The sequence below is a fragment of the Terasakiispira papahanaumokuakeensis genome (genome assembly GCF_001709345.1).
GTDB classification, from domain to species: domain Bacteria; phylum Pseudomonadota; class Gammaproteobacteria; order Pseudomonadales; family Halomonadaceae; genus Terasakiispira; species Terasakiispira papahanaumokuakeensis.
The window spans coordinates 1,477,926-1,490,765 of record NZ_MDTQ01000001.1 but is presented as its reverse complement, the minus strand read 5'-3'; the positions used below and the strand labels follow the sequence as shown (position 1 = coordinate 1,490,765).

The 12,840-nt window shown below is 52.7% G+C and carries 11 protein-coding genes; 1 reads left to right on the top strand and 10 read right to left on the bottom strand.

The window, feature by feature from the left end; translation table 11 throughout:
- Nucleotides 1–114: 114 nt before the first annotated feature.
- A complete protein-coding gene (gene araD1 / locus BFW38_RS06515; protein WP_425427887.1) occupies nt 115–1,110 on the top strand; it encodes an AraD1 family protein in 996 nt (331 codons plus the stop codon).
- 51 nt (nt 1,111–1,161) lie between these two features.
- On the opposite strand, the gene BFW38_RS06510 is transcribed toward araD1, so the two are convergent.
- The 10 genes from BFW38_RS06510 to BFW38_RS06465 all read right to left on the bottom strand — a co-directional run bounded on the left by BFW38_RS06510 (nt 1,162) and on the right by BFW38_RS06465 (nt 12,837).
- The gene (locus BFW38_RS06510; RefSeq protein WP_068997663.1) at nt 1,162–1,692 is read right to left on the bottom strand and encodes a GGDEF domain-containing protein; all 531 of its coding nucleotides are present in this window, start codon (nt 1,690–1,692) and stop codon (nt 1,162–1,164) included.
- Nucleotides 1,693–1,754: 62 nt separating this feature from the next.
- Nucleotides 1,755–2,819, bottom strand: a complete 1,065-nt coding sequence (locus tag BFW38_RS06505) for a reverse transcriptase/maturase family protein (protein ID WP_068997662.1) — start codon at nt 2,817–2,819, stop codon at nt 1,755–1,757.
- 226 nt (nt 2,820–3,045) lie between these two features.
- Entirely contained in the window at nt 3,046–3,393 is a 348-nt protein-coding gene (avd, locus tag BFW38_RS18425; protein ID WP_068997661.1) for a diversity-generating retroelement protein Avd, read from the bottom strand.
- A 42-nt stretch (nt 3,394–3,435) separates the two neighbouring features.
- The gene (locus BFW38_RS06495; RefSeq protein WP_068997660.1) at nt 3,436–4,449 is read right to left on the bottom strand and encodes a phage major tropism determinant; all 1,014 of its coding nucleotides are present in this window, start codon (nt 4,447–4,449) and stop codon (nt 3,436–3,438) included.
- Nucleotides 4,442–4,768 carry a hypothetical protein gene (locus BFW38_RS06490; protein WP_068997659.1) on the bottom strand — a complete coding sequence of 109 codons (327 nt, stop codon included), beginning with the start codon at nt 4,766–4,768 and terminating at the stop codon, nt 4,442–4,444. The genes BFW38_RS06495 and BFW38_RS06490 overlap by 8 nt, the downstream gene beginning before the upstream one ends.
- Nucleotides 4,765–5,067, bottom strand: coding sequence for a hypothetical protein (locus BFW38_RS06485; RefSeq protein WP_068997658.1), 303 nt, complete (start codon nt 5,065–5,067; stop codon nt 4,765–4,767). Before BFW38_RS06485 ends, BFW38_RS06490 begins: the two co-directional genes overlap by 4 nt.
- 12 nt (nt 5,068–5,079) lie before the next feature.
- On the bottom strand, nt 5,080–5,706 hold the full coding sequence (locus tag BFW38_RS06480) for a hypothetical protein (RefSeq protein ID WP_068997657.1): 627 nt from the start codon (nt 5,704–5,706) through the stop codon (nt 5,080–5,082).
- A 2-nt stretch (nt 5,707–5,708) separates the two neighbouring features.
- A complete protein-coding gene (locus BFW38_RS06475; RefSeq protein ID WP_139116572.1) occupies nt 5,709–6,539 on the bottom strand; it encodes a hypothetical protein in 831 nt (276 codons plus the stop codon).
- Nucleotides 6,536–7,891, bottom strand: coding sequence for a hypothetical protein (locus BFW38_RS06470; RefSeq protein WP_068997655.1), 1,356 nt, complete (start codon nt 7,889–7,891; stop codon nt 6,536–6,538). The genes BFW38_RS06475 and BFW38_RS06470 overlap by 4 nt, the downstream gene beginning before the upstream one ends.
- Nucleotides 7,888–12,837 carry a hypothetical protein gene (locus BFW38_RS06465; RefSeq protein ID WP_139116571.1) on the bottom strand — a complete coding sequence of 1,650 codons (4,950 nt, stop codon included), beginning with the start codon at nt 12,835–12,837 and terminating at the stop codon, nt 7,888–7,890. Before BFW38_RS06465 ends, BFW38_RS06470 begins: the two co-directional genes overlap by 4 nt.
- Nucleotides 12,838–12,840 lie beyond the last annotated feature (3 nt).

Sequence of the window (12,840 nt, the reverse complement as noted above, 5' to 3'; positions counted from 1 at the left end):
GGACCTCATGAATCCCAGGACCTCATTAGAACCTGATTCTCATTAGACCCAGGATCATTGAGATATTGATCATTCATCATGTTCAATCACTGACAAGTGATTAGGAGCTTCACTATGATTCGCCTGATTCAATACATCGACACTCATGGTCAGCGTCAGGTCGGCCGCATTGACCCCGACCAGGGCGAGCAAGTCCATCGACTGCTCAATGCTCATAGCGTTTATCAGCTTGCCCAAAACGCCATCGCACAAGCAATACCGCTCGAAACGATGCTCAACCAATTCGACAGCATCCTTGAAGATTATACACTCAGCGAATTACTCGAAGATCGGCGCGTCATCTCGCCAGTCGATCACCCCGACCCGGCTCACCTCTATGTCACGGGCACAGGGCTCACTCATACCGGTAGTGCTGACACCCGCAATAGCATGCACAGCCAAGCCAGTGATGACGAAACGGATTCAATGAAAATGTTTCGTATGGGATTAGAAGGTGGCAAACCTCAGCCAGGTGAAGCAGGTGTGCAGCCCGAATGGTTTTATAAAGGCGATGGCAGCATTGTCATGGCGCCAGAACAAACATTACCGATCCCTAGTTTCAGTCTGGATGCCAGCGAAGAGCCCGAACTGGTCGGCTGCTATATCAACGGCCCAGATGGCACGCCCTATCGTATTGGTTTTGCACTCGGTAATGAACTCTCTGATCACATCACCGAGCGTGAGAACTACCTTTACCTCGCCCATTCAAAACTACGGGTCTGTTCATTCGGGCCGGAGCTTCTGATCGGTGAGCTGCCAGATGATATTCAAGGCACCAGCCGGATTCACCGTCAAGGTGAGGTCATTTGGGAGAAGCCTTTTGCCAGCGGCGAAGCCAACATGTCTCATACCATCGCCAATTTGGAGCATCACCATTTCAAATATGGCTTATTCCGCCGCCCAGGCGATGTCCACCTACATTACTTCGGAACGGCCACATTAAGCTTTGCCGATATGCGGACAGAACCCGGCGATTGCTTTGAAATCAGTGCGTCAGTATTCGGTCAGCCTCTACGCAACCGCTGGAGCCGAGTTGAAAGCACGCCCGTGGCACAGGTGAAGAAACTTTAATCCAAAGCCTCACCTGAGCCACTGAAGCCCGGCCAAGGCCGGGCATTCTACTCACGGGATATCTTGGAAAAAGACTAAACGATCTCGCCCGGTTTCTTTCGCATAATACAAGGCTTGATCAGCCTGATTCACTAACCGATCCCAAGCCAACAGTTCGTCACATTGACGTGCCCCAATGCTCACTGTAACCGACAGATCATGACCCCGATAGTGGACACCTGTTTGATTAAGCACTTGCCTTAAGCGCTGCAATGCGGGCTCAGCCTCCCCTCTTTGCGTATTCGGCATTAAGACTAAAAACTCTTCTCCACCCCAACGCGCCACACAATCTGTCACTCTGAACACCTGCTGAGATAAACGAGCGAACGTTCTCAACGCTTCATCCCCAGCTTCATGGCCATAATGATCATTAATCAATTTAAAATGATCATAATCTAAAATGGCCACCGTAAATGGCGCTTGATAACGCTGGAATCGCTCATACTCATTACGGAGCAGCGCCTCCATCGCTCGCCGATTAATACACCCCGTCAAGGGGTCTGTTGATGCCAGCCGCTCCAATTCCGCTTGAGTTTCAGCCAAAACCTTGAGATCCTGTAGCGCCGCGCGATAAATTGCATGGCGTTGTGCGATAAATGGTGGTTCTAAATTGTTTCGCTGTCAGCAAGAGGGTTTAAGATTTTGCTGGCTTCTGTTCTGATCGCTTGTGTTGTTTTGTGCGCGCTGCAATTCCGAGTGTATCCCTCGAATGATGCAAGCGATGTTTTTACTGAGAGTTCATCCCCTCGGCGGGCCTGTGCTTTGATACGCTGCCTGGCGTTCTTGATGTTACGTTTGCGCGGTCTTATATGAGTGCTCCAGATGCGGTAGCCAGCCCAATCAATACCTCTGGATGCTGGATAAATCGACCACTTGCTCAATTCCAACCCCAGTTCGACTAGCAGCCATTTCTCTAAATGACTCTTCAACCTCTCCAGTGTTTCCTTGCTTTCACCAATGATCAGCCAGTCATCCATGTACCTGGCGTAGCGCTTAATCCCTAGGTCGTCCTTACAGTAGTGATCAAGAGCATCTAGGTAGATGTTAGCCGACAGCTGGCTAGTCAGTGCGCCGATCGGCTGCCCAACGCCATAGGCACCCCCTGAGTCAATAATCTTCCACCACAGATCCAGTATGCGCGCATCTTTGATGCGCCTTGATATGAGTGTCTTTAACTCAGGATGCCGGATATGATTGAAGTACCCGCGAATATCCGCCTGCAGCACCCAGCCGGGACACCCAAGACGCTCAGACGAGCGCAAGTGATGTTGCACACGCAGCGATGCTGCATGTATTCCTTTCCCTTTCCGGCACGCGAACGAATCATAGACGAACCTTTTATCTAAAACTGGTTCGACCACTCTGTGGAGTGCGTGGTGAACGATTCGATCAGAAAAATAAGGGGCTTCTATTAAACGATACTTAGGCTTATAAACGGGGAATGAAGTAAAGCCTTTAGGTTGCCATTCACCCCAGATAAGGCGGTTCTGCAGCTCGACCAGGCGCTCTTCATAACGATTTGCGAACATGAGCGCCTCATAACGATACCGCTTGCCTTTGCGTGCTGACTCCCAAGCCTTAAGCAGATTATCGAAATCAACAACGCGCTCCCAAAGCTCTCCCGCTCTTTTCACAACACTCTCCAGAGAGAAGGCGCCACCTTCAGCCATAAAGGCCTACCAGCCGCGCCTGCTAGTGGTTATTTCTCTTCCTGAGTGGATTGCAGCCCCGATTCCTATGGATCGCTGCACCATGCTCCTTGGTAACATGGTGTCTGTTCAAACCCCAAGGGGTCGCAGACGCAACGAAAACCGCCCGACGTGTTCACCGTCCACGGCGAATTGTTCAAATTCACAAAGCGCGAACCGGCCTGGGACGAGTTGTTCCAATTGCCGCCTATGGCTGCACCCCAAAACTCCTAAGCATTCCGCCTAGGATTCTGCCCAACTCTCCAACTTTTTGAGACACTGTCTGGAGCCGCTTACTGTTGAGATATCGGCTTTTATGTGCAAGCCGAATTAGATAACGCAACAGCTCCATATCTACATCCATTTCAAATGCAAAACGCCTTTTATCGCGACTTTTTTCAACCTGTATGCAACGCCTCATCAAGCGGTACACACAGTTCTTGATCTGAGAGCATAACGCCCACTTTTCGCGCGTCGGGAAGCGATCGATAATTGGGAAAAAGTAAAAGCTAAAATCTTCAAGCTTCTGCCTTAATATGAACTGACTGCCACCCATAGATCGACGCTCCACCCAATAAAACAGAACCCAGAAATCAGATTACAGAGAATCACAGACGCAACGAAAACCGCCCGACGTGAGCACCGCCCACGGCGAATAGTGCAAAGTCACAAAGCGCGAACCGGCCTGGGACGAGTAGTTCCAATGGCCGCCTGCAACAAACTGACGCCATCCCGAACCGTAATACTGGCCATGACTATATTCAGCGTCTGCACCCTTATCCAGATCATCATGATATGCGTAGGTGCCGTCGGCGTTATACATGTCACTACACACCTGGAAAATATTGCCAGAGGGCTGATCGACATTGACACAACTCACACAATCAAACCCATAACCTGACATGTCGCCCGTGTCCGCCCGAGACCCTGCAGCACCCTGTGGAACACCATATGCCGCAACCAGCCATTCGGTGTATGCGGGCAAGCGCTTACCACTATTGCTCGCAATCCTGCTGTAATCGAAGTAGCTGTATCCAGAAACCCCAGTAATGGCAGGCAATCCCAGACGGCTTTGTGATGAGATATCAGGCCATGCCCCAGGCCCGGCCGACGACAAATAGATATCGCACCATAAACGGCCCGGTACAATTTCGACCATACCCGTGGGGTCGCACGACGGACGATGAGCCAGGTCCCACGCACTATTACCCACAATCTCTATCTGACAGACAAAGTTAGCGTTATAGCGCTGAGATGCAGGGCGGATTCGACCGTAATGGAACCCCCCAAGCTTGCGGCTATTGTTTTCATCGTAGCCGTTTGGGTATGTCGCATTCTTCGATGCCAGCCATTTCGCATAGCCATCATCACCCTGAACGGCATACACATAACAATCATCGCCGAGGGAAAATGAAACAAAAGAGTCATCGCGGTTGGCTTGATCCAGCGGATTCCAGTTTTGTTGTGACGCCAACAAATACCCCTGACCATTGCCGCCAATATTCACCGCGCCCTCAGGGAGCGACAGCGAATAGCTGCCCGCTTTCTCAATGCGACCCTGCAGAGAAAAGAACCCAGCGGCCTGTGCTGCCGCAATCATCACCTTAGCCATTGCTGTCCTCCAGTGCCGCGATAGCGGTTTCAATATCGGATGGTGAATAGCCGAGCGCATCCATCCGCCCGTATATTCGCTTCTGCCTATAAACTTCTGGCTCGCCACCTTCTTCACTAGGCGCAAAAACCCGAAAGCTGGGATTATCACTGACCGCTTCAGCATCAGCGTCAGAATCCAGCACCCAGCCCATCGACGAGCTCAACAGTCCTTGCCACTGGCTCACCATTTGAGCTCGACTCACAAGCCCGTTAAGGGCGGCTGAGTGCATCCGCTCAAAATCGGCTCTTGTTTGAAGCACCCCAGGCATATTCATCATGACTCAGTCTCCACATGCTCAATCGCATAACAGCCAGCAACAACGACGGGCCGATACGACGACTCCCCATCAACAATCTTGACTTGCTCAGACAAATTCGCCAGAGCATCAGACTTCGCTTGATCGATATCACTTAGAGCACTCTTGGCTGCTGACATCACATCAATCACGCTCATCAATCCGGCGGTTTTCTCTAATGCCGAGCCCAGGTAGGCCAGCTGCTCAGCCGATGCGTCACTCGCCACTGACGACATGCGCGAACTGACAGCATGCACAAGTGAGGTTAATTCGGGTGTCATAATCTTCTCCTGTTAAATATCAATGCCAAATAATCGGCTCATACGGCTCCTGCGCAATTCGGCTTCTAACTGTCCCAGCACGCCGTCGGGCAATTGTTCAGTTGCAACAATTAACGCTGCTTTCTGCGCCTCAATCACCTCCGCTCTTAGTCGATCCAGCTTTACAAACTCACGCTGAGCAACAGCCAAAATACGGCCCGTTTCATCCCTGTATGACATCACCTGTGACGTCAATTGCTGAGCCCTTTCGACTTGAGCCTGCATGTCATTTATGGCCGCAGTCGCAGCCTCCGACATTTCTGATGACAACGCTTCGTACTCTTGCTTTAGATGCTGAATCGCTGCGGCATGCTGCTCTGATAGCTCATGCGTGCGATCATCAGCCACGGAACTCACTCGCGCTACCGCCGCATTCTTCGCGTCTTCTAGTGCGCCAGAATGAGCCTCGAAAGCGGCTTGAAACTCAGCCAGCAGCTCATTCAATCCTGTCGCCATCGCATTCGATTCTTCGCTAAAACGCAGTAGCTCGGACTGAAACAAGTTGAACTTTCTTACGAACTCAAGCGTGTCTCCTTGATTGACCGCATCTCTTTCCAGCGAGATGTCTAACGCCCCCGGCGCATGAATTTGATTTGCCACGGCTACACCTCCAGAAATTCCAGGCTTGACGACCAATTGTGGTAGTAGTCGTATGTATGCCCCCAAGTGCCCTGCCGACGGCATATCATCGTATGCTCAAGATTGAGCAAGCCTTCAGCATCGGGATACAGCGCAACCAGCACGTCGGCATGCATACCGACGCTGACTAAATTCGACAACAGCATTTGTCTGTCACGCATATCTATGAAGCTCAGATCGAGCGCAAACCGACGACGCAAATCCCCTTGGCCAACTGTCACGAGCGAGCCACCCTCAGTCTTCAAGTGTTCGCTAGACTCCTGCCACTCGACGCGGACCCCCCAGTCAAAATTCACATCGACTTCATAGCTCAAGCCGACCAGTATCCTGCCTACTTCCATAGAAGGGAGCTCAGCGTTACCCATCCTTGTCAGCGTCAGCCGATACCTGTCAGCCACAACAACGCGGCGCGTCCAGTGCACCACCAAATCGCTGTCACTAGGCAGCTGTTCATTAAACGAGCCACCCCAAGGATCAATGCCCGCACGCCAAACTCCTGCAGGAATCAGCAGCGCCAGGGCGATCGCGCCAGAGTCATACACCCTGTCATCGCCATAAAACATCTCGATTTGAACAGCGCCGCCAGAGCCCAGGTTGTGCCGCGCCAGCGCCACGCAATCAATGTTTTCAGCTTGAGTCAGCACTCCCTCAATCACTTGCGTGCCAGCATCCTTGCTGCGCCATATGCGCGACCGTCGCGATCGCTGAGTGTTAATAACCGGTAGCAATTCACTGGTCACCGTCAACTCAGCTTCGTCATGCACGTTCCTGGATACGATGCGCATATTGCTCATATCCAGACCTCTAATGTCGTGCGCTCTCTCAGCAGCGACGATCTCATGCTGATCACACGCCCACATTGGCCGTTGATGCCTCGGCATTGAACACTGATGGATTGACCTAAGATGTCGGACAAACCGGCCGTCACTAATTTCAATTCCCAGACATCATGGCGCTGAGCACGCAAGGCCATACGACGACCCAGCTCAGACGCTACGTCTTGCTCAATTTGCAATGCCGTTTCAATGGTGTCGTCAGGCGCTAACGGATATTCTGGAAGCGTTCGCGAATCCGCGAGAGAGCGAAACTCATCGCGCAAACGTGACGCGGTGACCGCATCAACACTGCCTGCGATTTCGGTGATAGGGTTGTAATTGCGAGCATACTGAAGTGTCAGTGATCGCAGCGGCTCTTGTGTCTCGACTAACGCAATCTGACCTTGCTCAACATCATCATCATCAAACTGTGTCGCATTAGCCGCATCAGGCAGCTCAAACACAGTCACCCGCAGCCGCCCCATGATATCGATTTGCCAATGCCCGCCAATGGCCTGACAGACATCATCTAAAATTTGCGCCCCGGTCACCGGGCCATCGTAACGAAGACCACATATATAATCGGGGAGGTCATGAGGCGCCACGGAAAGCCCATAATGTGCTGCCACCCAGTGAACGATCTTGCCAGGCGTATCGTGAGGCTCAATAACATCGCACATGAGTGATCGCGGGCTGTATGCATCGGCAACAAACGAACCTTCATCATACTGCTCAGCATGAGACAGCTCAGGCCCATTACCATCCCGCACTACCATATGCGTCACAGGCAGCCACGACACGCGATACCGAAGCTCTGCAGTGCTCACACGGGTTGCTGGGGCACACACTACTTGCCCCAAAATCAACGGCACAAGCTGGCCGCTAGGCAACTCGGGGCGCTGTATTTCGTGAGCCAGCGATGCCGTGACATCGTAAAGCCCTAGTTGGATTTTGCCCTGGCGAGCATTGATCACGCCGTCGTTGATTTGCCGTGCAACAACTCGAAAATCATCCAGCCGCCATTCGGGCGCCCCCAACTTGATTAAAACGTCATAACCCCGCCACCGGTAATCAACCCAGTGAGCAATAGACCCGTCATCAACAAGTTCTAATGCGCCCAATTCCAACTTTGAGTCGATGCGCTGATTGATCTCAATCGCCCCCTGCAGCACATCGTCATAGACGCGATGGGGTGCTTCATCGTCGGCGTGACTGATGTACGGCCGATTCGCCACATACTCAACGCCCTGGCTGTGAGACAATTCTGCAAGCACAACACGCTTCGCGTTGGGCCGTGATAGCCAGGCGTCAAATTGCGCGTCACTCATCATGCGGGCGTCCTCATGGCAGTTCGCGAGCCTCTGATTTGCGCATCCCGCTGACGTTCGGCAGTCTCTGAAGCTGCCGCCACTATTTTCCCAAGCGCGACGACATCGCTCCTAAGCTTGGCGTTCTCCGCTCTCAGCGCCCTAAACTCATTAATGACAGGCTCCAGATCGAATCGGTTATAATCTGCTGCTTCTGCCGACGTCAGCACTCGCTCGTTCTTGTGTAGTTCCGCCCGATAGCCATCGAAAGGTACAGAGACCAAACCGTCCTCATGACTGCCGTGGATTGACGGATACCCACCGCTTTTCAACCAATGCGCTCTCGCTTCAACCCAGCCCGCTTCAGTGGTTTCCTCAATTTTCTGCAACGCCAACTCTGCGGCGGCATCAAACGAAGCGCCTTCCTGCACCAGCCCGACAAAAAACTCGCTGACACGGTCTAGCGACTGCTGTGGCACTTTTCCAGCCGCCAAAGTGTGAATAAACGCCTCAATCTGGCTACTGGGTCGATTTTCAGTTGCTGACGCATCAACCCCACCCAGGGCGGGCAAGGCAAAGTCACGTGCAGACCAATACTCATAGACGGACTGCCATGGAGACTCAACGCCGCGAGCCTCAATCAACGCATCCACCATGTTCTTGTAGGCCTCGTTACGCGTCGCCCCACCTGTTAACGCTTGCTGATAATTACCAATAACCCGCTGCAGCTCTTGCTCATCCACCATCCCCGCAGCGATAGCACGAACCTGTTGATCAGCCCATGCGGCATCTGTTTCCGGGCGGCTTGGCACTTCTGATCCCGTGCCAGGACGGCTCGGAGAGCCGCCTGTCGACCCCTTGGCGCCACTGCTAGATCCGCCGTTAATTAAGCGCTCTAACGCGCCCGACAGACTTTCGGGGAGTACTTCGAGTAAATCCGCAATCGTCTCAAGCCCATCAACTTGTTCAGCAGCCCATGCCGCTTCGCGAGCGGCATACTCCCTGATGCGCCTTTGCTCACTCAGCATCTGCTGATTCAGTTTTTCCACAGTGTCACCGGACAAGCCATCAAGCAGCTCAATGCCCAGCTGATCTAACGATCGCGTCACATCGTTAAAGATGGCCACGTACGCATTGCTTCGGCCGTAATAACTGTCGGCATTCTGCAAATACGACTGAGCACTGTTTTGCAGCTGGCCAGCCGCATCCAAATCACCGTTTTCAGCCCTCACCAGCAGCTTTGCAAAGCTTTCACTGGCAAGCTGCAGTTTTTCGCCGGGATCATACGGGGACAGCTCGCTGATCTTGAGCTGCTCCACATACTGGCGCAGCTCTCGACCGATCCGCATTTGCTGCTCAGCCAGCTTGATACGCTCCTGGTAATCCGCCCGAACGCGTTCAAGCTCATCGGAGGCCCAGTCAGCAACTTGCTGAAGATAGAGTGTTAATGGATCTGTCGCAGACAACACCCTTTCAGTCTCAGTGACTTGCGCTTGGCGCTGCTCTAGCAGCTTGTAATACTGCGCTGCCTGACCCTGCACTTGCATCAATGCTACGTAGGCGTCAGAGCCGCTATCGGTTGTCACATCAAGCGACTCAACGAGATTACGGAACGCTGCACTTGACTGAGGCATTGCCATATCAAGGGCATCAAAGTATTCAATGAGGGTATCTTTCAACGATGTGAACGTATTTTCCTGACGTTCTTGATCTGAGAAATAGTTTTGATAATACGCTGTTTGGGCCGCCTGCAGATTCTCTAGGCCACCCATGGCGATATTAATCGCTTCAGCAGCCTCATAGGCATTTTCAGAGGTGTCGTCGAAAGTAAAGTTGAGCGTTTTAACTGACTCGTTTAGAGACAGAATCGTATTGACTACTGCAGTGATAGCGTTAGCTGATGCGTCGAGCTGCTCTTCGTTTTTCGATTTTTTTAATGTCTCAGAAAATCTAGAGAACATATCATCCGCGACCGCATCACCCATGCGTTCGCCGAGCGACTCAATTTGCAATGCATCGATCAATGCTGTCGCAAAAAGCCCCTCATCAATATTGAAATTACCTGATGCCAGCTTTTCCTTGCTGATTAAATCATAGGCATTCTGCATGCTATCAGTGATAGTTTTGCCGCTTGATAGCGCCAGATTTTTCAGCTCATGATCAAACGCTGTATCGATGTTTTTAAACATGATCGTGAGTCGATCATCAATAATGTCCGGAAGGTCATCTCCGCGATAATAGTAGCCCGTGAGATCATCTTTAATGTTCGCGATCTCTGACTCATCTAGAAACTGAGAGACAGAGTCATCAAGTAGCTTGAGTCCATCAAGAAAATTGGCCATATCCTCTGGCTCAAAAATCTCTTTTGATAGATAGCCATACGTGCCAAACGCCGATGTTCTCCCACGTCCGAGATTGTTGTCGTCCCACCCCCCAGAGCTGTACCACGCGTACCCGGTTTCAGGGTCAGTGTCATACCCCATGCGATAACCTGTCTCTGCCGGGTCGTCTGGCAGCTGATGAAATCGAACTCCGGCCTCTCGTCCAGAGCCGCCAAGGACATCAGCAAAACTACCAATGGCACCACCCAGAAACGCTCCCAGATATGTCCCGATGACTGGAACGATGCTACCTATATACGCACCTGCAGCAGTTCCGACAGTGGCGCCCACGTTCGAGTTCGCATGTTTGCCCGTGATGCCCTGGCCGAGTTGTCCGCCGACATAGCCGCCCGCATACCCCGAAACAGCCGTGCCCAACATCCCAGCGGCCGTGGCTCCTGCCCCTCCCGTCGCTCCGCCAGTCCCTCCGGCGCCTGCGACGGGCCCATTTCCACTACTCGCTAAGACACCATACCCCGCTTGCCCGGCAACTGGCCCGTTCCCAGCGCTCATCAGTACGCCATACCCTGGAGCAGACGAACCAGTCGCCAAAACCCCGCCGGTTACTGATTGCCCGCCAGAGGCCAGATAGCTGTTAATTCCCTGTCCCAGCGCACTGTTTGTATATGACGTCGCCGCAGCAGACCCGCCAAAAAAATAATCGTATGCGCCCTTGCCCATTTTTACGATTGAGCCAACATCCAGGCCGCCTACACCGCCGCCTGCCGTCACGCCTCCGCCAGACGAGTTAACGTTTAAGTTTACAGTTTTGTCTGAAAAAATGGCAGATTTCGCCCACTGATACGCCAGTTCTGCAAACAGATCTTTGAACAAGTTTTCGACTGAGTCAGTGAAGTCTCCAAATGAGTCCAGGCCGTCATCAAGAAGACCTCGGAAGAAGTCTGAACCCGCATCATCAAGCCGTTCGATGAATCGGGTGTAGGTGATTTCAGCCGCACTAGTGCCGTCCTGAACGCCATTTTTGATGCTGTTTTCAAGGTTTTTCTTGAAGTTTGCGAGGTGCTGGCTGGCCTGGGTGCTAGTCAAAAGATTCCGTTCTACCAGCCGTTGAACCACTTCAATTTCTCGCCGGTACTTGCGCATCGGGTCCAGTGTGTCTTTTATCGCGCGCGCCTTTTTCTCTTCGGCATCAGCCGCTTTTTGCTGTGATTCTGTTAGAGCCTCATTCGACTCGACCGTATGCTCACGCGCTTCATTATCGGCTTGCCGAGCTTTAAGCGCCGCTTCGATTTCCTCGCGTTCTTTTTTGATCGCCGCCCGAATGCTAGCTGACCAATCACCTTGGCTTTTCAGCGCATCCAATGCGTCAATCTGAGCCTGAAGACCTGCATTCACTTTGTCATTGAGTGCCCGCAGATCATCAGCGTTGACATTAAAGTCGCGCACCGACCCACTGAAGTGATAGATCGCATCGGCGCCGCGCTTAAACATTGCAGCCGTTTCGTCCATCCCCGCGAAATCAGCGACAGATGCCGCCGAGCTGTAGATGGCCCCGTAGGCATCAATAATGGATGAAAGCACCCCTGTTAGGGCTTCGAGCGGACCGTCTATCAGCTGAACGACTGACTCTGCATTGGCGGCCATCGCTCCGGTGCCTGCTGAAGCAACACGCGTAAATGCAATACCCAGCTCTGAAACGACGGTGACCACACGCTGAACGTGATCCATATAATAGCCAAACCCTACGACCGCCCCATCAACCAACGCATCAATGTTTTGACGAGTTAGCACTGCGCCGTTCGTCAGGTCTCCAAAGCCGCTAATCGCGGCGCTCAGCACAGGGGCAAAAGAGGCCGCAAACTGGCGGCCTAGCCCCGAGAGTTCAGAACCCGCATCGGAGAGCGATCGGCTCAGATTGATGAGCGCCTGGTTGTCGATATCGCTCAGAGCGCGACCGGTTGCAAACGCTTCATCACGAAGGCGAGCCAGTTCTACGGCGTTATCATCAAGAAGAGGAAGTAGGCGCGCAGCATCGTCCGCAATCGCTTCCATAAAAAAGATTTTTTCAGACTGAGAGCTGAGCTGGCTGACCGCATTGCCAATCGCGATCAATTGCTGGTCTGGCGATAATTTGATTAAACGCTCAGCGCTCAGCCCGAGCTGTTCAAACATATCAGCAGCTTCTCCGCCGCCTGTGCGTACAAAATCGCCAATTTTGTCTTGAATATCTTTAAAGATGTCGCCGATTTTGTCGCCTTGAATGCCAACCTTCTCAGCGGCAAACTGCCACGCCTGAAGCTCGCCTGCAGACACATTGAGCGCACGGGACAGGTTATCGGTTTCACGCACACTGTCAGCAACGACCGAGACGTACGTCGCTACAGAGACAGGCAGCGCCGCAATTGCGGCACCAGCCCCCACAGCCACAGAGCGCAGCTTCCCAAGGTGCGCAGAAACCGTCTGAGCCTTGTCGCCGACCCCTGACAAGGAATGCTTGGCTTTCGCCCCGGCGCGATCCGTTGCCGTGCCAAAGCTGCGCACTTCACCTTCAGCGGTACGCAAGGTGCCGCTAAGCTGACGACCGTCACCGGTGAGCACCACTTTTAGCTTCAGGTCTTGCGCCATCATCCG

What these genes read in the sequence shown, in the direction of transcription:
- BFW38_RS06485 (WP_068997658.1), bottom strand. Translation starts at nt 5,067, where the DNA reads ATGACACCCGAATTAACCTCACTTGTGCATGCTGTCAGTTCGCGCATG.
- BFW38_RS06475 (WP_139116572.1), bottom strand. Translation starts at nt 6,539, where the DNA reads ATGAGCAATATGCGCATCGTATCCAGGAACGTGCATGACGAAGCTGAG.
- BFW38_RS06465 (WP_139116571.1), bottom strand. Translation starts at nt 12,837, where the DNA reads ATGATGGCGCAAGACCTGAAGCTAAAAGTGGTGCTCACCGGTGACGGT.
- BFW38_RS06495 (WP_068997660.1), bottom strand. Translation starts at nt 4,449, where the DNA reads ATGGCTAAGGTGATGATTGCGGCAGCACAGGCCGCTGGGTTCTTTTCT.
- BFW38_RS06470 (WP_068997655.1), bottom strand. Translation starts at nt 7,891, where the DNA reads ATGATGAGTGACGCGCAATTTGACGCCTGGCTATCACGGCCCAACGCG.
- BFW38_RS06505 (WP_068997662.1), bottom strand. Translation starts at nt 2,819, where the DNA reads ATGGCTGAAGGTGGCGCCTTCTCTCTGGAGAGTGTTGTGAAAAGAGCG.
- araD1 (WP_425427887.1), top strand. Translation starts at nt 115, where the DNA reads ATGATTCGCCTGATTCAATACATCGACACTCATGGTCAGCGTCAGGTC.
- BFW38_RS06490 (WP_068997659.1), bottom strand. Translation starts at nt 4,768, where the DNA reads ATGATGAATATGCCTGGGGTGCTTCAAACAAGAGCCGATTTTGAGCGG.
- avd (WP_068997661.1), bottom strand. Translation starts at nt 3,393, where the DNA reads ATGGGTGGCAGTCAGTTCATATTAAGGCAGAAGCTTGAAGATTTTAGC.